This window comes from Bordetella ansorpii (assembly GCF_900078705.1).
GTDB lineage: Bacteria > Pseudomonadota > Gammaproteobacteria > Burkholderiales > Burkholderiaceae_B > Bordetella > Bordetella ansorpii_A.
Map to the genome: position 1 here is coordinate 641747 of NZ_FKIF01000010.1, position 22844 is coordinate 664590.

The 22844-nt window shown below is 62.0% G+C and carries 18 protein-coding genes and 1 pseudogene; 18 read left to right on the plus strand and 1 reads right to left on the minus strand.

Annotation, left to right across the window (positions count from 1 at the left end; translation table 11 throughout):
• Positions 1 to 22: 22 nt before the first annotated feature.
• The 3 genes and pseudogenes from recG to A6745_RS27225 all read left to right on the plus strand — a co-directional run bounded on the left by recG (position 23) and on the right by A6745_RS27225 (position 4308).
• Positions 23 to 2148: pseudogene (gene recG / locus A6745_RS27215) on the plus strand (ATP-dependent DNA helicase RecG).
• Between the two features lie 106 nt (positions 2149 to 2254).
• Positions 2255 to 3202, plus strand: coding sequence for a LysR substrate-binding domain-containing protein (locus A6745_RS27220; RefSeq protein ID WP_066134604.1), 948 nt, complete (start codon positions 2255 to 2257; stop codon positions 3200 to 3202).
• Between the two features lie 143 nt (positions 3203 to 3345).
• Positions 3346 to 4308 carry a hypothetical protein gene (locus A6745_RS27225; RefSeq protein ID WP_066134607.1) on the plus strand — a complete coding sequence of 321 codons (963 nt, stop codon included), beginning with the start codon at positions 3346 to 3348 and terminating at the stop codon, positions 4306 to 4308.
• Between the two features lie 330 nt (positions 4309 to 4638).
• On the opposite strand, the gene A6745_RS27230 is transcribed toward A6745_RS27225, so the two are convergent.
• Positions 4639 to 5742 carry a porin gene (locus A6745_RS27230; RefSeq protein ID WP_066134610.1) on the minus strand — a complete coding sequence of 368 codons (1104 nt, stop codon included), beginning with the start codon at positions 5740 to 5742 and terminating at the stop codon, positions 4639 to 4641.
• A 252-nt stretch (positions 5743 to 5994) separates the two neighbouring features.
• Here A6745_RS27230 and A6745_RS27235 point away from each other — a divergent pair, with 252 nt between their 5' ends.
• From A6745_RS27235 to A6745_RS27300, 15 genes are all read left to right on the plus strand, one after another.
• The gene (locus A6745_RS27235; RefSeq protein ID WP_066134613.1) at positions 5995 to 6501 is read left to right on the plus strand and encodes a Dps family protein; all 507 of its coding nucleotides are present in this window, start codon (positions 5995 to 5997) and stop codon (positions 6499 to 6501) included.
• Positions 6502 to 6653: 152 nt separating this feature from the next.
• A complete protein-coding gene (locus A6745_RS27240) occupies positions 6654 to 7448 on the plus strand; it encodes an SDR family NAD(P)-dependent oxidoreductase (RefSeq protein ID WP_066134616.1) in 795 nt (264 codons plus the stop codon).
• A complete protein-coding gene (locus A6745_RS27245; protein ID WP_066134619.1) occupies positions 7441 to 9030 on the plus strand; it encodes an LTA synthase family protein in 1590 nt (529 codons plus the stop codon). The genes A6745_RS27240 and A6745_RS27245 overlap by 8 nt, the downstream gene beginning before the upstream one ends.
• Before the next feature lie 105 nt (positions 9031 to 9135).
• Entirely contained in the window at positions 9136 to 10251 is a 1116-nt protein-coding gene (locus tag A6745_RS27250) for an ABC transporter permease (protein WP_066134622.1), read from the plus strand.
• Between the two features lie 28 nt (positions 10252 to 10279).
• Positions 10280 to 11389, plus strand: a complete 1110-nt coding sequence (locus tag A6745_RS27255; RefSeq protein ID WP_066134625.1) for a polysaccharide biosynthesis/export family protein — start codon at positions 10280 to 10282, stop codon at positions 11387 to 11389.
• A 10-nt stretch (positions 11390 to 11399) separates the two neighbouring features.
• Positions 11400 to 12191, plus strand: a complete 792-nt coding sequence (locus A6745_RS27260) for an ABC transporter permease (RefSeq protein ID WP_231886098.1) — start codon at positions 11400 to 11402, stop codon at positions 12189 to 12191.
• On the plus strand, positions 12188 to 12844 hold the full coding sequence (locus A6745_RS27265) for an ABC transporter ATP-binding protein (protein WP_066134631.1): 657 nt from the start codon (positions 12188 to 12190) through the stop codon (positions 12842 to 12844). The genes A6745_RS27260 and A6745_RS27265 overlap by 4 nt, the downstream gene beginning before the upstream one ends.
• A gap of 127 nt (positions 12845 to 12971) precedes the next feature.
• The gene (locus tag A6745_RS27270) at positions 12972 to 16094 is read left to right on the plus strand and encodes a capsular polysaccharide export protein, LipB/KpsS family (RefSeq protein ID WP_082853328.1); all 3123 of its coding nucleotides are present in this window, start codon (positions 12972 to 12974) and stop codon (positions 16092 to 16094) included.
• Between the two features lie 24 nt (positions 16095 to 16118).
• Complete coding sequence (locus tag A6745_RS27275; RefSeq protein ID WP_066134635.1) at positions 16119 to 17099, plus strand: NAD-dependent 4,6-dehydratase LegB; 981 nt, start codon at positions 16119 to 16121, stop codon at positions 17097 to 17099.
• A gap of 7 nt (positions 17100 to 17106) precedes the next feature.
• Complete coding sequence (locus tag A6745_RS27280) at positions 17107 to 18252, plus strand: LegC family aminotransferase (RefSeq protein WP_066134638.1); 1146 nt, start codon at positions 17107 to 17109, stop codon at positions 18250 to 18252.
• Positions 18253 to 18254: 2 nt separating this feature from the next.
• Positions 18255 to 18893, plus strand: a complete 639-nt coding sequence (locus tag A6745_RS28900) for a PglD-related sugar-binding protein (RefSeq protein ID WP_269148929.1) — start codon at positions 18255 to 18257, stop codon at positions 18891 to 18893.
• On the plus strand, positions 18890 to 19891 hold the full coding sequence (neuB, locus tag A6745_RS27285; protein WP_066134639.1) for an N-acetylneuraminate synthase: 1002 nt from the start codon (positions 18890 to 18892) through the stop codon (positions 19889 to 19891). Before A6745_RS28900 ends, neuB begins: the two co-directional genes overlap by 4 nt.
• Complete coding sequence (gene neuC, locus A6745_RS27290; RefSeq protein ID WP_066134640.1) at positions 19888 to 21051, plus strand: UDP-N-acetylglucosamine 2-epimerase; 1164 nt, start codon at positions 19888 to 19890, stop codon at positions 21049 to 21051. Before neuB ends, neuC begins: the two co-directional genes overlap by 4 nt.
• A 13-nt stretch (positions 21052 to 21064) precedes the next feature.
• The gene (locus tag A6745_RS27295; RefSeq protein WP_066134643.1) at positions 21065 to 22117 is read left to right on the plus strand and encodes a nucleotidyltransferase family protein; all 1053 of its coding nucleotides are present in this window, start codon (positions 21065 to 21067) and stop codon (positions 22115 to 22117) included.
• Positions 22114 to 22830: an acylneuraminate cytidylyltransferase family protein gene (locus tag A6745_RS27300; protein WP_066134646.1), complete on the plus strand. Its 717-nt coding sequence runs from the start codon at positions 22114 to 22116 to the stop codon at positions 22828 to 22830. Before A6745_RS27295 ends, A6745_RS27300 begins: the two co-directional genes overlap by 4 nt.
• The last annotated feature ends 14 nt before the right edge of the window (positions 22831 to 22844 follow it).

The window sequence follows — 22844 nt, forward strand, 5'->3', positions numbered from 1 at the left end:
TCTGTCTACGTCAGACACGCCCATGGCAACCCGCCAGGCCGCGGCCGCCAAACCCGCCGTGGCAACCCGGCCGCGCCGCAAGGCGCCGGCCGAGTCACGCCCCAAGGAAGGCCGAGGCGCGGCCAGCCTGGTCGAGCGCAAGCTCCAGTCGCTCGGGCTGCACGGCCCTGAAGACTTCCTGCTGCATCTGCCGCTGCGCTACGAGGACGAGACCCGCGTCGTGCCCATCGGCAGCCTGCGGCCCGGCTATCCCGCGCAGGTCGAAGGCGAGGTGCTGCGTTCCGAAGTCATGTACCGGCCGCGCCGCCAGTTGACGGCCGTGCTGGCCGACGACAGCGGCGAGCTGCAGTTGCGCTGGCTCAATTTCTATCCCAGCCAGCAGAAGCAGCTTGAGAAGGGCCGCCGCCTGCGCGCGCGCGCGGCGACGTGCGCGGCGGCCTGTTCGGCCGCGAGATGGTGCATCCGCGCATGAGCAACGCCGATACCGCTTTGCCCGAAGCCCTGACACCCGTCTATCCCAGCACCGACGGCCTGCCGCAGCCCACATTGCGCCGCGCCGTCACGCAGGCGCTGGAAAGCGCCGACCTCAGCGACACGCTGCCCGACAGCGTGCGCGGCCGCTATGGCCTGATGGCGTTCGAGCCTGCGATCCGCCTGTTGCACGCGCCGCCGCCGGGCGTGTCCGGCCACGAACTGGCCGAGCGGGCCCATCCCGCCTGGCGCCGCATCAAGTTCGACGAACTGCTGGCCCAGCAACTGTCGCTGGCCGCGGCCCGCGCGGGGCGGCGCAGCAAGCGCGCCGACCGGTTGCCCATGCCGCGCCAGCCGGGCAACCTGGTCGAGCGCCTGTACGCCGCGCTGCCGTTCGCACTGACGCGCGCGCAGCAGCGCGTGGTCGACGAGATCGCCGTCGATCTCGACCAGCCGTATCCCATGCACCGCCTGTTGCAGGGCGACGTGGGCAGCGGCAAGACCGTGGTGGCCGCGGTGGCGGCCGCCCAGGCCATTTCCTGCGGGGCGCAGGTCGCCATGATGGCGCCGACCGAACTGCTGGCCGAGCAGCATTTCCGCAAACTGGCGTCCTGGCTCGAACCGCTGGGCGTGGGCGTGGCCTGGCTCAGTGGCAGCCTGCCCGCGAAGACTCGCCGCGAGGCCGCCGCGGCGGCGGCCGACGGGTCCGTCGATCTGGTCGTGGGCACGCAGGCGCTGGTGCAGGACCATGTCTCCTTTCATCGCCTGGGCCTGTCCATCGTCGACGAGCAGCACCGCTTCGGCGTGGGCCAGCGCCTGGCCCTCAGCCGCAAGGGCGAGATCGATGACGCATTGGCGCCGCACCAGTTGCACATGAGCGCCACGCCCATTCCGCGCACCCTGGCCATGACGTTCTTCGCCGACCTGGACGTGTCCGTCATCGACGAACTGCCGCCCGGCCGTACTCCGGTGGTCACCAAGCTGGTGTCCGATGCGCGCCGCGAGGAAGTCATCGGCCACATCGCGCAGGCCGCGCGCCAGGGGCAGCAGGCCTATTGGGTCTGTCCGCTGGTGGAAGAGAGCGAGGCGCTCGAACTGCAGACCGCCGTGGACACCTACGAAGGCATGCGGGCCGACCTGCCGGACCTGCGCATCGGCCTGGTCCACGGCCGGCTGCCGCAGGCCGAGAAGGCCGCGGTGATGCAGGCCTTCCGCGACGGCGACGTCGATCTGCTGGTGGCCACCACCGTCATCGAAGTCGGCGTGGACGTGCCCAATGCCTCGTTGATGGTGATCGAGCACGCCGAGCGCTTCGGCCTGGCCCAGCTGCACCAGCTGCGCGGCCGGGTGGGGCGGGGCAGCGCCGAGTCCGTCTGCGTGCTGCTCTACCAGACGCCGCTGTCCCAGGTGGCGCGCGAGCGCCTGCGCGCCATGTTCGAGACCAACGACGGCTTCGAGATCGCGCGCCGCGACCTGGAGCAGCGCGGGCCGGGCGAGTTCCTGGGCAAACGCCAGTCGGGCATGGCGCTGCTGCGCTTCGCCGACCTGGATGCCGACGCCGAGCTGGCCGAGCAGGCGCGCGACGCCGCAGCGGCGCTGCGGCGCGACCACCCCGACGTGGTCGAGGCCCACCTGGCGCGCTGGATGCGTGGCCGCGAGGACTTCCTGCGGACCTGACCATGCCGACGCCACCTCATCCGCGCAGTCCGAAAGGCATTCCCCTTGCCGTCCGCCGCATCGGCGGACGTTGTCGTTCCACTCTCTTTTCCTGGCGGACCCAGCCATGACCCTCACCGAACTCAAGTACATCGTCGCCGTGGCCCGCGAGCGCCATTTCGGCCGTGCGGCCGAGGCCTGTTTCGTCAGCCAGCCGACGCTGTCGGTGGCCATCCGCAAGCTGGAGGACGAACTGGGCGTGACGCTGTTCGAACGCGGCGGCAACGAGGTGGGCGTGACGCCCATCGGCCAGCGCATCGTCGCGCAGGCGCAGAAGGTGCTGGAGGAAAGCGCCAGCATCAAGGAGATCGCGCGCCAGGGCCATGATCCGCTGGCCGGGCCGCTGCGCGTGGGCATCATCCACACCATCGGCCCCTACCTGCTGCCGCGCCTGGTGCCCACGCAGATCGAGCGCACGCCCCAGATGCCGCTGCTGCTGCAGGAGAATTTCACGGTGCGCCTGGTCGAGCTGCTGCGCCAGGGCGAGATCGACTGCGCCATCATGGCCTTGCCCCTGCCCGAGGCCGGCCTGGTCACGCAGCCGCTGTACGACGAGCCCTTCCTGGTCGCCGTGCCGCAGGATCACGAATGGGCGAACGCCAAGTCCGTCGACGCCCAGGACCTGAAGCAGCAGACCATGCTGCTGCTGGGCAGCGGCCATTGCTTCCGGGATCAGGTGCTGGAGGTCTGTCCCGAGCTGTCGCGTTTCTCGGCGGCCAGCGACGGCATCCAGCGCACGTTCGAAGGCTCTTCGCTGGAAACCATCCGGCACATGGTGGCGGCCGGCATCGGGGTGACGGTGTTGCCCGTCACGGCCGTCCCCGAGCATCCGCCGGCCCGCAGCCTGCTGAGCTACGTGCCGTTCACCGGCAAGCCGCCCGAGCGCCGCGTGGTGCTCGCCTGGCGCCGCAGCTTCCCGCGCCTGGCCGCCATCGAGGCGCTGGCCGATGCGGTGTACGCCTGCGGCCTGCCAGGTGTGCAGATGCTGGCGGACGAGGCGCGCAGCGACGCATAGAGGAAAGGATGGGCCCCGGGGGGCAGCCCGAAAAGGGCATTCCCTGGGCATGGTGACTCTTGCGTCCGTTCGTATTTCCCGATCTGGCGGACGGTGCTCGCCTGCGCCACAGTGCGATTTCCCGCTGTTTCGGAAGTCGCCTCATGCCGCATCGCCCATCTGGAAAGCCGTCCCGCGAGGACTTCGACTCTCCCTGGAAAGAGGCGCTCGGACGGTTCCTGCCGCAGGCCTTGGCGATATTCGCGCCCGCGCTGCACGGCCGGGTCGACTGGACTCATCCGCCGGCTTTTCTCGACAAGGAATTTCAGGGTATCGCGCCGGGCTCGCGGCATCGGCGCCACGTAGACAAGCTGGCGCGCCTGAAACTGGCATCCGGCCGCCATGTCGCGCTGCTGTTGCATGTCGAAGTGGAAAGCCGGCCTCCGTCCGCGGCCATGCGGCGTCTTGCCGCCTTGCGCGTGCAGCAATACGACTACCGGATCCATGACCGCTACGTGCTGCAGCCGAGCCTGCAGCGTATCGAGCCGCCGTCGGCAACGGTCTATACCCTGGTCATCTTCACGCGTGGCGCAAGCGGTCCGGATTGGCTGACAGCCGAGCACCAGGCGTTGCAGAACGAGCAGCCATTGCGCTATCAGGCGGTGTACCTGGGACGCTGGCTCGCGCGTTGGCCGGACCTGGAAACGCTCGCGCATGCCAACCCGTTCGCCATGATTATCATGGCCCAACTGCTGGCGCATCGGCAACCTCTGGCCGAACGGCTGTCATGGAAAGTCGGACTGGTCCGAAAATTAGCCTCGGAAAGTTATGCGCCCGAGGAATCTATAAGCTTGCTGAGACTGATCGACTGGCTGCTTGCCTTGCCAGCCGACCAGCACGCATCCTACGCACGCATGCTCGTGCAAATCGAACAGGAGTCCCATATGGCCTTTGTCATGACCCATGAGCGTGTCTTTACCGATGAGGGCATTGCCATCGGCCTGCAGCGCGGCCAGGCGGCCAGGCGGCCATGCTGCAGGACCAGATCGAGCAGAAGTTCGGCCCCAGCCCGGACTGGGTGGGTCACCGTCTGGTCCAAGCCGATACCGGGCAGCTACGCACCCTGAGCCGCCGCATCCTGACCGCCGATTCGCTGCAGAGCCTGTTCGGCGACGCGGCTACCTAACCCGCGCGTTCACTCGAACTGCCGCCGCCATCAGGTCGTACGCCGGCAATCATCAGGTTGTCGGTCTCTCCGACGATCCATGCAGCCACTGTGGGCGTCAGGCCCGCGACGATGATGGCCACGTGAACGACGCCGCCAGCGCGCTGTGGCGGACGCGGGTGCCCAGACGCAATTTGCCCGTCAAGGGGTGGCTTATACGTCCAAATCAGGGGTGGATGCGACAGGCATCCGGGCTGGCGCACAAGCCACCGGCCCGGATGCCGGGTCACGATCAGAAGCGGTGCATGATGCCCACGCCGCCGGCCGTGCTCTTCAGGCCGTCGACGAACGCGTAGTCCGTGGCATACGAACCGTAGGCGTACACGTTGGTGCGCTTGGACAGGTCGTAGGTGTAGCCCACGCTGTACGAGTTCATGGTCTCGTCGTCACCGGTCAACTGGTCGTTGTTCGGATTGACGTTCTGCCACGAGAAGAAGACGCTGGAGGCGGTGCTCACGGGGACGGTCGCGCCCACCATGTAGGCATTGGCCTTGAACCCGTCGACGTAACGGTTGATGCCCAGCCTGTCGCTGAACGGCGTGCCGGCGGGCAGATCCTGGCCGATGAACCAGCCGTCCGTCGTACGACCGTAGGCGGCCGCGAGCTTCAGCACTTCGAAGTCGTAGCTGGCGCCGATGGCGTACTGGCGCGGCTTGGCGCTGCCCGCATCCGAGGCGTTGCTGGGGTTCAGTTGGTCGAAGGTCAGGGTGACGTTCAGCGGGCCGTTCAGGTAGCGCACGCCCGCGGTGATGCCGCGCGCATTGTCCGCCGTGGCGAAGCCGCTTTGCGAGGCGTCGTTGGCGTCCACATTGAACGAATAACCCACGGCCGCCTGGAAGCCGGCGACAGTCGGGGTCTCGTACATCACCACGTTGTCCCAGCGGTTGGTGTTCGAGGCGCTGAAGCCCAGCCCCAGGTTGGACTGGGTGTAGCTGGTGTAGAACGGGTCGATGTCCGCGAGCCACTTCGACGAAACGCCCACCTGGCGCCCGAAGTTGACGCGGCCCCAGGCGTCGTTCGCCAGCCCGATCGTGGCCTGGCGGCCGAACAGCCGTCCGCCTTGCGAGCGGTCGCCGGTGCTGGAATCGAAGCCGCTTTCCAGCACGAACTCGGCGCGCAGGCCGTCGCCCAGGTCTTCCGCGCCGCGCAGGCCCCAGCGCGAGCCGCCTTCGATGCCGTTGATCATTCCCAAGCGGCTGGCGTCGTAGCCCGCACCCTTGACCTTGTTGTAGCCGATACCGGTGTCGATGAGTCCATAGAGCGTGACCGACGTATCTGCATGTGCCACGCCCGCGCAAATCATGGTCAGGGAGGCAGCGAGCAGCGTCTTCTTCATCTTGGGGGTTCTCCTGAAAGAGGAATTTTTGATGGGAAAATCCCGGGTCGTGCCCAGGATTGTTCCTGTCGGAACGGCCTATATTGCAACAGATTTGCGTAATCTTTGCCCGTGACGGGTCGATCTTTGCAAATCCGGGGCCGCCAGACGCGTGTTTTTGCCTATGGCGGCAATGCATTTATTTCGCCAAGTCTGTCCCCCAGCGGTGGTATCCTTCCCCTGGTTTCCGTCCCGCTTAGAAGGAGCATTCACATGGCAAAGACTTCCAAGAGCACCGCCGCCACCACGGCGCCGCGCATCAACATCGGCATTTCCGACAAGGATCGCGCCGCGGTCGCGGGTGAACTCTCCAAGCTGCTGGCCGATTCGTACACGCTTTACCTGACGACCCACAACTTCCACTGGAACGTCACCGGCCCGCTGTTCAACACGCTGCACACCATGTTCATGACGCAGTACACCGAAGAGTGGACCGCGCTGGACAGCATCGCCGAACGCATCCGCGCCCTGGGCCACTACGCGCCGGGCACGTACCGCGAGTACGGCAAGCTCACGTCCATCGAAGAGCCCAAGACCGTGCCCGAGGCCCTGGAAATGGTCCGCATCCTGGTCGAAGGCAATGAAGCCGTCGCCAAGACCGCGCGCGCCGCCTTCGACAAGGCCGATGCCGCCAACGACCAGCCCACCGCCGACCTGCTCACCCAGCGCCTGGACGTGCACGAAAAGAATGCCTGGATGCTGCGCAGCCTGCTGCAGTAATCTTCTACCCTGCAACGGTGTAGAACTGCTGGCCTTCCCGGTCGACGGGAGGGCCAGTTTTTTGTGGGCTGGCTGCAGTCATGATCGGTCAGTTTTTTGTCAGGCGGCCCTGCCGTGCGGCCGCAGACGGGTGCGTCATGAGAGTCAAGCAGATGAGCCACGCGAAACCCGTACCGAAGAGTGTTCCGCGCTGTGTGCTGATCACGGGTGCGTCGGGCGGAATCGGCAGCGCGCTGGCGGTCGAGTATGCCCGCAGCGGCTGCGCACGTCTGATCCTGCAAGGCCGCGACACCGGGCGACTGGCCGACGTGGCAGACGCCTGCCGGAGCCTCGGCGCAAGTGTCCGCGTGCATGAGCTGGATGTGCGCGATCACCACGCGTTGCATGCGTGGCTGTCGTCGTTGCACGGCGACGACGCGCCGGACCTGGTCGTGGCCAATGCGGGCGTCAACATCAATACCGGGCCCAATGGTCGGGGTGAAGCCTGGGAAGACGTGCAGGGCTTGCTGGACATCAATGTGCGCGCGGTGTTCGCCACGGTTCACGGGGTCCTGCCCGCCATGCGCCAGCGCGGTAGCGGCCAGATTGCGCTGATCAGTTCGCTGGCCGCGTGGCGCGGCTTGCCCGAGACGCCCAGTTACAGCGCGAGCAAGGCCGCCGTCAAGGCCTATGGCGAAGCCATGCGGGACGGCTTGAAAGGCGAGGGCGTTCGGGTCAGCGTGGTGATGCCCGGGTATGTCGAGTCGCAGATGTGCCTCGACATGCCTGGCCCCAAGCCGTTTCTTTGGAAGGCAGACCGGGCGGCGCGAGTCATCCGCCAGGGCCTGGCGGCGAACCGTGCGCGGATTTCTTTTCCGTTTCCGCTCAATCTTGGATGTTTTCTGCTGGCGGTGATTCATCCGGCGGTATCGGGTCGCATTCTGGGCTGGATGGGGTATCGTGGCTGAAGCGATCTGGTTGCATTTGGCATGGCCTTATCTGGCTGGCTTGGCGCTGTCGTTGGGCATGGAGGGCCTGCTGGTGCCGCGCCCGTTGCCGCCCTGGAGCAGGCCGGCCTGCGCGGTGGCTGTGCACCTCGGGCTCTGGACGCTGGTCTTTGCGCTGGAAATGATGCTGTTCCGTCGGCCCTATTTCGCGATGGGCAATGTGCTGGCGATCCAGGGTGTCATTGTCCTGGTCAGCCATGCCAAGTACCAGGCCCTGCGTGAGCCGTTCATCTTCCAGGACTTCGAATACTTCACCGACGCCATCCGCCACCCCCGGCTTTACCTGCCGTTCTTCGGGGCATGGCGGGCGCTGGCCGCGCTGGCGGGATATGGCGTGGCCCTGTGGGCGGGCCTGAGCCTTGAGCGGGCCATGCCCGCCGAACCGCAGATTTCGTTGTGGGCATTCCATGTTCAGATGGCCGTGCTGGCCGGGGCTGGCTATGGCACTGCGCGACTGGCTGGCCGCGCTCTGGGCGCCAGTTTCGACGCCACGGACGATCTGCGCCGGTTGGGCATGGCCGGCGTGCTGTGGGCCTATGGTCGTGCCGAGCGTGCCAGCGTACACGCATTGCGGCAGACCGCGCCCTTCGCCACGCAGGTGAGGCCTCCTCGGGTCGAACTGGCGAGCGCTAAGGCGGGTGCGCCATCGGAGTCCTTGCCTGACCTGGTTGTCATCCAGAGCGAGTCCTTTTTCGATGTGCGGCGTGTCTATGCGCAGGTCCGGCGGGATTTGCTGCCCAACTTCGACCAATTGGTCCGGGAATCCGCTTGGCACGGCGAGTTGCGCGTCGGTGCTTGGGGGGCTAACACGGTTCGCTCCGAATTCGGGTTCCTGACGGGATTGCGGCCCGAAGCCTTGGGTGTCCACGCATACAACCCGTACCGCCGCTTGGGTCGGCTGGGATTTCCCACGATTGCCTCGCATCTGCGCCAGATGGGGTACCGAACAGTCTGTCTGCATCCGTACCATCGCAACTTCTATCGGCGTGATCAGGTATTGCCCATGCTGGGATTCGATCATTTCATCGGCCTGGAGGCTTTCGCCCAGGCACGACGCGAGGGGGCTTATGTCAGTGATGCAGCAGTTGCGCAGCATTTGCTTCATTTGTTGCGGGGGTCTCCAGATCGCCCTTTATATGTCCATGTCATCACCATGGAAAATCATGGCCCTTTGCATTGGGAAGCGGTCCAGGAGAGTGAAGCCCCTCTGTACCTACAGGAAGCGATCCCGTCCGAGTGCCGCGACTTGGTGGCCTACGCTCGCCACTTGAGAAATGCGGATCATATGTTCGGCGTCGTTCGGCAGGCGTTGCGGGAGCCGCGCACGCGTCCGGCGGCACTCTGCCTTTTTGGGGACCATGTGCCCATCATGCCGGCGGTCTACGACCGCTTAGGGCAGGTCAGTGGCACTACCGACTACTTGGTCTGGTCTTCGAACGGTAGGATTCATGATGCGTCCCCTCGGACTCTGCATGTGGCCGACCTGGCTTCGACTTATTTGGAAACGATGAATATTCCCAGTCCCCCCGTTTCATCGGGGTAAGGCCAGTACAATTCTGCCGGCCGTTTGTTTCTGCCCTCCAGGGCGAGATCATGGCAAGCACGACAGCGATTTTCGCGACTTGCATAACCAGAAAAATGTAGCTAGATGAGCACTTTTGAAAAATTGAAATCCTGGCGCGTAGCGGTTTTGGTCGTGGCCGTTCCGATGCTGGTGGCAATCGCGTATTACGCCTTTTTTGCCTCGAATCGTTACGTCAGCACGGCCCAGGTCATCGTGCGCCAGGTGGGCGAACGCCAGTCGTCGCCGTCGGTGGCCGCTTCGGGGCTGGCAATGATGCTGGGCGGCATCAATCCGACCTCACGCGAGGAGACTCTTTTTCTGCGCGAGTTCCTGACTTCCCAGGACATGCTCGCCGTGCTGCAGAAGCAGTTGAACTGGTCGCAGCATTACGCTGGCCGTTGGCAGGACCCGCTGTACTGGCTGCCTGCCGAGGCTTCCGAGGAGGATGTGCTGGGTTTCTACCGCCGGCTGGTAACTGCGCATTTCGATGAGCAGACAGGCCTGCTCGAGGTCGAGGTGCAGGCCTTTGACCGCGACTTTTCTCAGCAGGTGCTTCGCCTGATGCTTGGCGAGGCAGAGCGATTCGTCAACGAGATCTCGCACAAGATGGCACGCGATCAGATGGCGTTCGCCCAGGGTGAGCTGGCCAATGCGCGCAAGGAATATGAGCGTCGCCGCGACGATCTTCTGGTCTTCCAGAGCCAGAGTAACATGCTCAATGCTGAAGCATCGGCCAAGGCGCAGGCTGAAGTCATCGCCGACCTTGAGGCCACGCTTACCAAGGAGCGTACCGCTTTGACCGGGCTGATGGCGACCTTGGCGCCCAATACGCCGCAGATCCGCCAGCAGCGTGTCCGCATCCAGGCGCTGGAGCAACAGCTTGCTGTCGAGAACAAACGTCTGGTATCGCGGAAAAGCGGCGAAAAACTCAACGTGGTCGCCTCGCAGTATCGCAATCTCACAATTGACGCGGGAATTGCCGAGGACGCCTACAAGGCGGCCGTCGGTGGCGTCGAGACAGCTCGTATGGAAGCCAGCAAGAAGTTGCGCAGCCTGGTCACCGTGGTGTCGCCGAACCGCCCCGATGAGGCGGTCTATCCTCAACGCGCCTATAACCTGATTACGCTTTTCATCGTCTTGCTGCTGCTCTATGGCATCGTCCGGTTCGTGATTTCAACGATCGAAGACCATCGCGACTAAATCTCTCCACAAAAGATCCGTACCTGCCATGACCGCTCGTTTTGCTCTGCGCCTTTGCGCCCTGTGTGTGCCCCTGCTGCTTGCAGGCTGCGGTACCAGTCTCCTGTCCGCCGCCGGTCCTTCGAAAGGAGCGGTTCTTGATGATGCCGAGTCCCAGCAGTACACGCTGGTCGATCTGAGCGCGCAGACGATCGGTCCCTACATGCGGCCGCCGATCGACCCTTTAAAGTCCGACGTGGCGCTGCCCAGCGTTCCCGAGGTGCGCCTCGTGCCTGGGGATGTGCTGCGCGTGATGGTGGCCGACAGCGCCCGCGAGGGCGCCATCTTCGCGCCATTGGCCACTGGCGGCACGGTGTTCGACAGCGTCCGGGTGGACAGCAAGGGCGACATCTCTCTGCCTTACGTGGGCCGCGAGTCCGTGGCCGGCAAGACGCCCGGGCAGGTCGAGGATATGCTGCACGCGAGGTTACGCGGCATCACGACCGACGTGCAGGTCAAGGTGGACATCACGGGTGATCTGTCCGGTTCCGTGCTGGTCGCAGGGGCCGTGAAGACGCCGGGTCGTTTCTCTGCCCTGCAAGGGCCGCTCACTCTTCTAGATGCCATCAACCGGGCCGGGGGGCCTGTACTCGAGCCCCATTTGATCCGCGTGGTGGTGCGCACGGGCCAGAAGTCCTACGATTTCAACTATCAGGATTTATTGTCCGGCAAGAACCAAATTGTTCCTCCGGGTGCAGAGGTCGTACTCGAGCGTGCCCGGAAGCGGTTCGTGGCGATGGGGGCGGTGGGTGATCCCGGTTTGCATGATCTTCCGTCCGACAATCCCAGTCTGCTGGAGGTTCTGGGCAGTGTGCGAGGCCTGAGCGAAGCCAGCGCCGATGCGTCCGGCGTGTTCGTCTTCCGTCTGGTCGACGATCCGCAGCAAGGCGGCGCGGGGCAGCCGCGTGCCGAAGTGTTCCGGCTGAACATGCGCGAGCCCGTGGCCATGTTTCTGGCCCGTCAGTTCCTGGTTCAGCCCGACGACGCGATTTACGTGACCAACGCCGCCGTATATGAATGGCAAAAGGTCATTTCACCCATTGTGCAGGTGCTGGTGCTTGGCCGTACGGTCAATTCGGTCAATAACAGCTTCCGATAGGCGCGACAGCATGGGAATGAAGAAGCGTCAACCTCTGGCGATTACCCGCGCGGTCATTTTCGCGCTGGTCTTGCGCGAGGTACGCGGTCGGTTCGGCGCGCGTCGGGCTGGCGCGTTCTGGTTTTTCTTCGAGCCCATCGCGCACGTAGTGGGCGTGATGGCGATCATGACCTTGCTGCGTGGCCGCCAAGTGCCTGGGCTCGACTTTCCGGTCTACCTGATCACCGGCATCGTGCCATTTCTCATGTTTAAGAACATCATGCTCAAGAGCATGGAGGCCATCAACGCCAACAAGGCCTTGTTCGCGTATAAGCAGATCAAGCCATTCGATACCGTAGTGGCTCGCACGCTCGTCGAGTTCACTTTGATGGCGTGTGTGTACGTTTTGATCATGTCCGGTCTGGGTTTCTGGGCGGGCTACGACGTTTCGATGACTGATCCGTTGCGCTGGATGGCCATCATGGTGCTGGGTGTCTCGTTCTCGTTCGGTATCGGCCTGATCTTGTGTGTAGTGGTCGACGCCCTGCCCGAACTGAGGGTGTTTCTGCGTCTGATATTCATGCCGCTGTATTTCCTTTCGGGCGTGATCTTTCCCGTGTGGCTGGTTCCACCGCAGATCCTGCAATACCTGTTATGGAACCCACTGCTGCACATCATCGACGAACTGCGCATCGGCGTGTTCGATCATTACCATCATACGGCCGGTATCACTATTGTCTATCCATTGGCGCTGACCATCGTCGTCTTGTTCATCGGCACCGCGCTGTACCGCGCCCGCCGCCTGCATCTGGTGGCCGCATGATCGAACTGCGCGATGTCACCAAGTCGTACCGCACCACCAAAGGGCGGAAGTTCGTCTTCCGCAACCTCAGTTTCATGGTGCCTCATGGCAAGAACCTTGCCATCATCGGCCGAAACGGGGCAGGCAAGTCCACCCTGATGCGGCTGCTTGCCGGGCAGGACATGCCCGATAGCGGCAAGATCATCACCCCTGACAGTATCTCGTGGCCAGTCGGCCTGAGCGGCGGTTTCCAAGGCTCGCTGACTGCCCGCCAAAACGTCAAGTTCGTCGCGCGCGTCTACGGGGCCGAGAGCGACCGGCTGCGCGAGATCGTCGATTATGTCCAGAACTTCGCTGATATCGGAGATTACTTCGATCAGCCGGTCAACACCCATTCCTCGGGCATGCGCGCACGCGTTGCGTTCGGCCTGAGTCTTGCCTTTGATTTCGATTACTACCTTGTAGATGAAGCCATGTCCACGGGCGATCAGAAATTCAAGACCCGGGCCTCGGAAGAATTCCGCAAGCGGGTAGGCAAGGCCAACATCATTCTTGTCACGCACGGGATGTCACAGGTGAAGAGCCTATGCGACGTGGTGCTGGTGCTGGACCATGGGGAGATAAAGAAGTTCGATGACGTGGACGAGGGCATTGCGTATTACAAGACCTTGTAATGCTGCGGTGATTTCAAGACGCAGTCCGTGCCAGGCGCGGTGCGGTCATCCATGTTTTGTCTTTCCGTGCCGGGCTCAGTCGTCCCCGACCGTCGGACTCACTTCAGGGTAACTCAATCTTATTTAGATGAAGATCGCAAAGCAAAAGAATGTTGATTGTCAGCCGGATACGGGCGGGTCGCGAATCAGACGCTCGCTGAATTTCAGCACGGATATCTTCATGAGGGCGACGCAGCCGGTCTCGGTCTGGCGACGTACCGCGTGGGTATTCAATGTTGCGAAATGGAAGCGCCCCATGCTCAGGCGCTATCTGTCTGACTACAACTTGCGCTTTCTGGCGTTGAAGGACGACGTCTACCTTCATGAGGGGCGTATTCGTCGCTCATTGCGTCCACTGTTCGTTGTTTGGGGCCGTACGCTGCCCGAGCATCTCGAAGAGTTCTCCGCCGAGTACGATGTCCCGATCCATCACATTGAGGACGGCTTCATGCGCTCGATCGGATTGGGCGCCAGTCACGTTCTACCGTATTCACTGTGCTACGACCGTTCGGGCCTGTACTACGATTCCTCGCGTCCCTCCGATCTGGAAAAATTGCTGTCAGGGTATGACTTCGATGCCGCGCCTGAGCTGATGGCCACTGCGCGTTCTTGCCTGGCCCAGATCCGCGAGTTGCGGCTGTCCAAGTACAACGAGGCTCGCACCAGCCTGGCTGGGGCGCTGTACGGGCCGAAGGTTCGGCCTCGCGTCCTGGTCATCGGCCAGGTCGAGGACGACCAATCGTTGTTGTACGGCTGCCGACGCATTATGAAGAACGCCGAGCTCATTCAGTTGGCGGCCGATGAGAACCCTGATGCCCAGGTCATCTACAAGCCGCATCCTGACGTGCTGGCCGGGCTGCGCAAGGAAATTTCCAATACGGGCCAACTATCGCACATGGCCGAGATACTGAAGGTGCCGCTGTCTTTGGTGGACGCCCTGGAAGGGGTTGACCGTGTCTACACGATGACCTCGCTGGCCGGGTTCGAGGCTTTGATGCACGGCGTGGCCGTGACCACCGTGGGGGCGCCTTTTTACTCGGGGTGGGGACTGACTGACGACCGGCAGATCGAGAGCCGCCGGCAACGCAAGCTGTCGGTGGAAGAGGTATTCGCGGCAGCGTACGTGTTGTATCCGCGCTATCGTAGCCCCATCGACATGCGCCCGATGACCCTTCCGGAGGTCATCGATGAGTTCAGCATGCAACTGAGCGCCGTCGAGGTGTTGACGCCGGAAAAGTCGCTCAAGCGGCTCAAGCCCTACAACCTGATGACGCGGCACAGTGTCGATTCCCGCTTCCTCTACAACTCGACGGCGCAGAACATCGCGCTGGTCACCGATTCTCCTCAGGCCTGGCTGGTCGCGCGCGGGCTGGCGGCCGCGGGCAAGAATGTCACTATCATCGCGTCACGTGATACGTTGGCCAACGACGAGACCCTGGTGCTGGACGTCCAGGAGCAGGATCTGTTGAAGGTGACGTCGATCCACAAGAAATATAGTTTGCCGATGTCGCCGGTTGAAGCCAATTCGGTGAAGCTGACTCAGACCTTCGCCGACAGCCTGCGGCTGGCCCTCGTGGAAACGGCTAGTGAGCACCTCAATTCAGGGGTGATTGAGGCGTTGGCCGCCGGACTCGAGGACTATATCTACTTTGAGTCGCTACGTTTTTATGGCGTGAGAGAGTCGTTGGATGAGTACGACGCCATTCTGATGCTGTTCGAGAATGGCGATGCCAGCATGGATATGCTGCAGTCGTATCTGTTCCATGGCAAGGCCAAGTCCGCGCTGGGCAAAGTGTTCCTGGCTTCGCTGGACGGCGATACCAAGCCATTGATGATCAAGGCTGTGGAGGCCGTCGCCGCGCCGCCGCAGCCGCTGCAGAACCTAGCGGAATTGAAGACGGCGTTCTCGCGCTTCTGGTGGAGCCTGCAGAAACGCAGCTTCGACGACTATGAAAGTTATGGCAAGCATGTGGCCATTTGCGGCAACGTGGGGGGCATGAACTACGCCTATTCGCCTGCCTCGTTGAAAATCGTCGAGACGGTCGATAAGCGTTCCAGATTGCCCATGTTGTTCTACAACTCGGGCCTGTTGCCGGCTAGCGGACAGGATGAGGTCAAGCTGATCGCGTTGCTAGCCGACCTCAGCAAACGGTGCGCCGTCTACAACGGTAATCTGGGTCGCTACCGGGTCAAGTATCCGGAGGAGATTACGGCCTTTGCCGAGTTTTTCGAAGGCAGGTTCTTGAGTCGTGTGTTGGAACTGGTGCGCCAGCGCCTACCCGACGAGTTCGTCAATATTTTCCAGCCGCGCATTGCCAAGTATTGCGAGTCGTTGTTCGCGCAGATTGTTTTTATTGCCGAGGCCGGCCACGCGATGGAGCGCGCGGTGCTGTTCGCCACGTCGATGGATCGCAATCACATTTCGCGGATTTTGGCGGCGGTGGCGCGTGGCTGCAACGTGCCGTCGATCGGTATCCAGCCGCAGATCATATCGGCGTCCTTGCGCTACAAGCCGCCCGCCATCGATCGTATGGGTGTGATCGACACGTCGCAGGTCGAGGTGTTCTCCAATCTTGGCGCCGCGCCCGATTCCCTGCAGAAAATCGGCTCCGTGAACATTGCCTCCCGCCTCGCGGCCATGGACGAGGCCGTCCGGGAGTACGGCCGTACGCCGGCCCGCGGTTCGATACTTTTTGCAATGCAGCACTCCACGTCCTATGAGATGCTTGCGACTGCTCGCGCGCTGAAGTCCATTTGCGGTCGGCACGGTCTGTCTTTGTTGGTCAAGCCGCACCCGTTCCAGGAGTTACCCATCCTCAATGAGGTGAGGGCTATGTTCGGAGACGCCGAATTCGCCCGTGTCCTGGGGCGCGACGGAGATACCTACGAAGCCGTGGCGCGCAGTTCCATCGTGGTGGGATTGTTCAGCAGCGTATTGCTGGAGAGCGCGCTGTATGGCAAGGACGTGATTGTCTCCGCCTTCCGCGGAATCGAAGAGTCGATCGATTTTTCGCGTATCGGTTTGGCGTTGAAGGTTATCGACGAAGCGGCGCTCGAGGACGCCATCCTGCAATTGATGGAGTCCGGCCCCTTGGCCCGCGCCCTGCATGAAAGCAGGGCGGCCTACATGGCGGCGAACCCGCAACTGGCGGCGCCATTCGACGGCGGGTCGGTGGAACGTTTCATTGCCTCTCACATTCCCACTGTTTAACGTCCAAAGATAGATATCAAAATCATGAAGAACGTACTTGTCACAGGGGCCGACGGTTTCATCGGATCGCATCTCACCGAGATGCTTGTCAAGGAAGGATGCAATGTCAAGGCCCTGTCTCAATACAACTCGTTCAATAACTGGGGCTGGCTTGAAGATGTGGATTGCAAGGGCCAGATTGAGGTCCTGACTGGGGATGTGAGGGATCCGCACTATTGCAAGCACATCATGCAGGGCGTGGACACGGTCTTTCACTTGGCCGCACTGATCGCAATTCCGTATTCATACGTGGCGCCAGACAGCTATGTCGATACGAACGTCAAGGGTACGTTGAATATCTGTCAGGCCGCGAAGGAGTTGGGCGTGTCGCGCGTCGTCCATACCTCGACCAGCGAGGTCTACGGGACGGCGCAATACGTGCCCATCGACGAGAAACATCCGCTGCAACCGCAGTCGCCTTATAGCGCCTCGAAGATCGGTGCCGACGCCATGGCGATGAGCTTTTACAACGCCTTCGACCTGCCGCTTGTGGTGGCCCGCCCGTTCAATACCTACGGCCCCCGTCAGTCGGCCCGCGCAGTGATCCCGACGATCATCAGCCAGATCGCCAGCGGCGTACCCCAGATCAAACTGGGCGATGTGTCGCCCACACGCGACTTCAACTACGTGCTGGATACCTGCCGCGGCTTCATCGCGCTAGCCCGCTGCGATGCTGCCATCGGCAAAACCGTCAACATTGGCTCGAACTTCGAGATATCCGTGGGCGATACGCTCTCACTCATCCGCGAGTTGATGAACAGCGACGTCGAGTTCATTACCGACGGCCAACGGCTGCGTCCCGGCAAGTCCGAGGTGTTCCGTCTCTGGTGCGACAACACCCTGATCAATGAGCTGACGGGCTTCAAGCCGCAATTCTCGATCCGTGACGGTCTGCAGGCCACCATCGACTGGTTCACGCAGCCTGCCAACCTGGCGAAATACAAGGCCGACATCTATAACGTTTGAGGCCATCATGATCAACGACATCGTTTCGTTCGTGCGCCAGAAATATCGTACGAACCAGTTCATTCCGCTGCATGCGCCTGTCTTCGGTGGTAACGAGAAGGCCTACGTAACCGACACGATCGATTCTACGTTCGTGTCCAGCGTCGGCGCCTATGTGGACCGCTTCGAGAACGAAATGGCGGCCTACACCGGCTCGCCGCGCGCGGTTGCAACGATGAATGGCACTGCGGCGCTGCACATTGCCTTGAAGCTGGCCGGCGTCGAGCCGGGTGATTTTGTCATCACCCAGCCGCTGACATTCGTGGCCACCTGCAACGCAATCTCATACTGCGGGGCCAAGCCGATCTTCATCGATGTCGACCGCGACACCATGGGCCTGTCACCGCAAGCCGTCCAGACCTGGCTGCAGGAGCATGCCGAATTGGACGAAGCGGGGCGATGCCGTTTGAGCGATGGAGGAGGGCTGGTCAAGGCCTGCCTGCCGATGCACACCTTTGGGCACCCCGTACGCATGGATGAATTGGTATCCATATGTAATCAGTGGGGTGTGCCAGTCGTCGAGGATGCTGCGGAGTCGCTCGGCAGCCTGTACAAAGGCAAACATACCGGCACCTTGGGCAAGCTGGGTACCCTGAGTTTTAATGGCAACAAGATCCTGACCACCGGGGGCGGCGGCATGATCCTGACCGACGAGGCGCTCGGCACCCGAGCGAAGTACATCACCACCACCGCCAAGCAGCCGCATCCGTACAATTTCGTGCATGACGAGCTGGGGTTCAATTACCGGCTGCCTAACCTGAATGCCGCGCTGGGGTGCGCGCAGCTCGAGCGCCTGGATGCTTTCATCGCTTTCAAGCGGCAGTTGGCGTCCGAGTACCAAGCCCTGCTGTCGGGCAGTGAGTACCAGTTCGTGACTGAGCCGGCCGGATGCCAATCCAATTACTGGCTCAATGCCGTGATCTGCGAAGATCACGCGGCGCGTGAGCATCTGCTGCAAGGCACGAACGGCGCTGGCGTCATGACCCGCCCGATCTGGGCCCTGATGAGCGAACTGCCAATGTATCGCGATTGCCGGCAGGGTGACATTTCCAATGCTCGTTGGTTCGAACAGCGTGTAGTCAACTTGCCCAGCAGCTATATGGTTGCGTCTTGAACATGTCTAAGGTGGGGATTTTCGGTTGTTCAGGCATGGCCCGGGAAGTCGGAGACATAGCCCGGGACCAAGGACTTTCTCCCGTTTACGTCGTGAGGGATCTTGCTGAAGCAGGCTACCTAAACGAGGGCATAGAGTACATGCTTGAAAGCGACGTATTGAAACATGCCGCTAGCATGGAGTTTTTGATAGGAATCGGTGATAGCGCGATACGTAAGAAAGTTTACGACCGGTTTGCGGGTCAACTGCGCTTTCGCAATCTCGTTCATTCACAGTCGTCATTTGGCTGGCGGCAGCGCGAACTTCTGGAACAAGCTATTGGCGTGGTGGTTTGCGCTGGAGTACGAATGACCAGCCGGATCGTCGTAGGCAATTTCACGTTGTTCAATGTCAATGCCACCGTTAGTCACGATTGCGTCATCGAAGACTTTGCAGTGGTTTCGCCCGGAGTGAACATTTCGGGAAACGTGCATGTGCAACAAGGTGCCTGGATAGGAATCGGCGCTAGCGTCAAGCAGGGAACGCCTGAGCGCAAGCTAATCATAGGCGCCGGTGCGGTTGTCGGCGCTGGTGCTGTCGTGATAAGAGACTGCGAACCAAATGGAACCTATATAGGCATACCTGCCAAGAGGATTAAATGAGCGTATTGATCATTGCCGAGGCCGGCGTCAATCACAACGGCGATATTGAATTAGCCAAGCGGCTGATTCGGGAGGCCGCCAGGGCAGGTGCGGATATCGTCAAATTCCAGTCCTTTACCGCCTCCAAGATTGTCTCCAAATCGGCGCCGAAGGCTAGCTATCAAAACGCGACTACCGATCCGGGGGAGTCCCAATTAGAGATGGTCCGCAAGCTAGAGCTTTCACATGCGGACCATCTGGTGCTGATCAAGGAGTGCGAGAAGCAAGGCATCCAGTTTTTCTCCACGGCTTTCGATTTCGATAGCTTCGACATGCTGGTCGATCTGGGCTTGCGCATGATCAAGGTTCCTTCGGGCGAGCTTACCAATTTGCCATTGCTGCGACATATATCACGCCACGGTTTCCCGCTGATCCTCTCCACGGGCATGGCTACTATTGGCGAGATCGACTCGGCATTGGAAGTCATCGAGCAGGCGGGCACACCGCGTTCGCAAGTCACCATCCTGCATTGCACGACCGAATATCCGGCGCCGATGGCGGACGTGAATCTACGCGCCATGGACACGCTGCGGTCGGCATTCGGCACGCCGGTAGGCTATTCGGATCACACGGAAGGCATCGAGATCCCCATCGCGGCCGTGGCGCGCGGCGCCACGCTGATCGAAAAGCACTTCACGCTGTCGCGCACCATGCCCGGTCCGGATCACCGCGCCAGCCTCGAGCCTCAGGAACTGGCCGCCATGGTGCGGGGCATCCGCAATGTCGAACAAGCACTGGGCGATGGCCTGAAGCGCCCCAGTCCCAGCGAGCTCAAGAACAAGGCGATCGCCCGCAAGTCCATCGTGGCCGGCCGTCCCATCGCTGCAGGCGAGGTGTTCACCGAGGATAGCCTGAGCACCAAGCGCCCTGGCACGGGTATCTCGCCCATGCGCTGGGACGACGTGATCGGGCGTACGGCGCGCCGCGATTTCGCCGAGGACGAGTTGATCGAGCTATGAACCGCCGTATTTGCGTCGTGACGGGAACGCGGGCCGAGTACGGCCTGCTGAAATGGCTCATGCACGAACTCAAGGCCGATTCTTCCGTCCAGTTGCAGGTGTTGGCGACGGGTGCGCATCTGGCGCCCGAGTTCGGCTACACCTATCGCGAAATCGAGGCCGATGGCTTCGTCATCGACCGCAAGGTCGAAATGCTGCTCAGTTCGGACACGCCGTCTGCCATCAGCCGCTCGATGGCGCTGGGCCTGATCGGCTATGCCGATGCCTTCGAGCAGTTGCGGCCGGATGTGGTCGTTATCCTGGGTGACCGCTACGAGATGCTCTCGGTGGCCGCCGCGGCCATGGTGGCGCGCATTCCTATCGCGCACCTGCATGGCGGTGAAACCACCGAAGGCGCGTTCGACGAGGCGATCCGGCACTGCATTACAAAGATGTCGCAGTTGCACTTCACGGGTGCGCCGGAGTACCGTAATCGCGTCTTGCAACTTGGCGAGGCTCCCGAGCGCGTCTTCATGTTCGGCGGACTCGGAGTCGATGCGATCAAGCGTGTCTCGCTGATGCCGCGAGGCGAACTGGAGCAGTCCCTGGGCTTGGTCTTTCGCCGCCGAAACTTGTTGGTGACCTTCCATCCCGTCACCCTGGACTCGCTCAGTTCCGATCATCAGATGCAGGAGATGCTCGCCGCGTTGGAGAGCCTGGATGATACGACCATCATATTCACCATGCCGAATGCCGATACGGGTGGTCGCGGCTTGGCCAAGTTGGTGGAGGATTTCGCACGCCAGCAGCCCAACGTCCACGTGTACGCCTCCTTGGGGCAGCGGCGCTACCTGTCGTGCATGCAGTTCGTCGACGCTGTGGTCGGCAACTCTTCCAGCGGCATTGCCGAAGCCCCCAGTTTCGGCATCGGCACCATCAACATCGGTTCCAGACAGAAAGGGAGGCTTTCCGCCTGCAGCGTCATCGATTGCGATCCTACCCGGACATCAATCCGTATAGCTATCGAACGCCTGTATTCGCCAGCATTTCAGGAGCTTCTCGGCCTTGCGGTCAATCCGTATGGGGACGGAGGCGCAAGCCAGCGCATCGCCAAGGTCCTGGCCAACCATCCGCTGGATGGACTGACGATGAAGGCGTTTCACGATATCCAGTTTTCATAGGCATGAACAGAAAATGAAGAAATGGCAGTCTTGCGTGGTCGCCATGGACGCGACGCTTGGGCAGGCGATTTCCATCATCGACAAGTCGGGGCTACAAATCGGATTGGTCGTGGACGCCGAAGGCCGGCTGCACGGCGTGGTGACCGATGGCGATGTTCGACGCGCGCTGTTGCGCCGCGATTCGCTGGATGTTCCCGTTGAACACGTCATGGGCAAGACGCCGCGTGTCGCCACGCCTGACTGGGGCCACGAGCGACTTCGCAAAGTCATGGAGGAATTCAGGATCTCGCAGATCCCGTTGGTCGACCATGACGGCAAACTGATCGGCCTGAAGACGCTGCACGATCTGCTCGGTCGGGAACACGTCGGTAATCCTGTTTTTCTGATGGCGGGCGGCTTCGGCAAGCGCCCGCGCCCTCTGACCAGCGATTGTCCCAAGCCGCTGCTGAAAGTCGGCGACAAGCCGATCCTCGAGATCATCCTGGACAGCTTCATCGAGGCGGGCTTCCGGCGTTACTACATTTCCACGCACTATCTGCCAGAGATGATCCAGGCCCACTTCGGTGATGGTTCGAAGTGGGGGGTGGACATCACTTACGTGCACGAGGAGGTGCCTCTGGGCACGGGCGGGGCGCTGGGCTTGTTGCCGCATGACGAGATCAACCTGCCGATGATCATGATGAACGGCGACCTGCTGTCCAACCTGAACTTCCGCGGCCTGTTGGATTTCCATACAGCCCACGGCTGCGTGGCCACGATGTGCGTGCGCGAATACGAACATCAGATCCCCTATGGCGTGATCGAGAGCGAGGGGCATTTGATTCGTTCCATGGTCGAGAAGCCCGTCCAGAAGGTGTTCGTCAACGCTGGGGTGTACGCGCTGTCGCCCGAACTCGTGCGCAGTGTCAAGCCAGGCACCCAGATCGACATGCCAACTCTGCTGGAACAGTTCATCCACCAAGGCTCCGAGGTTGCGTCGTTCCCGGTGCATGAGTACTGGCTGGACATCGGTCGCATGGAGGATTTCAAGCGAGCGCAGTCCGAGTTCGGGAGCCTGCTCAAATGAGAAACGTGCTCGCACTGGTGCCCGCGCGGGGCGGGTCCAGGCGCGTGCCGCGCAAGAATGTACTGCCTCTGGGTGGTTTGCCGTTGATTGGTTGGTCGATCAGGGCGGCGTTGCGCAGCGGGATATGCAAAGAAGTGCGAGTGTCCACCGACGATGCCGAGATTGCCGAGGTGGCCCGTTCGCTAGGTGCGTCCGTGCCTACGATGCGTCCAGCGGAACTGGCGACCGACTTGGCGGGCAGCGTCGAGGTCGCCTTGCATGAACTCGCGCTGTTCGAGGCGGAACACGGACCCGCCGACGGTTTGCTGCTGCTGCAACCGACCTCGCCGTTCCGAGGCCCGGACGCCATCTCACAGGCCTGGGCGCTGTTCCGCTCGCATGGCGGCACTCGGCCAGTGGTCAGTGTATCGCCCGCCGCATCGCACCCGGCCTGGACATTCCGCATGGCTGACGAGGGCATGAGCCCGGTACTCGGCTGGGATGCGCTGGCCGTTCGTAGCCAGGATTTGGAGGCCATGTGGACCCTGAATGGCTCGTTGTACCTTATATCGCCGGACAGGCTGCGCAGAGATCGCCGTTTCCTTACCCAGGACGTCCTGCCGTTCCCGATGACGGCAGTGGCCGAGGGCGTGGACATCGACACTTGGCTGGATTGGCATTTCGCCGAAAGCGTGTTGGCCATGGAGTCGATCACGCCACCGTTGCCGGTCTGATGTCCCCGTTTCGT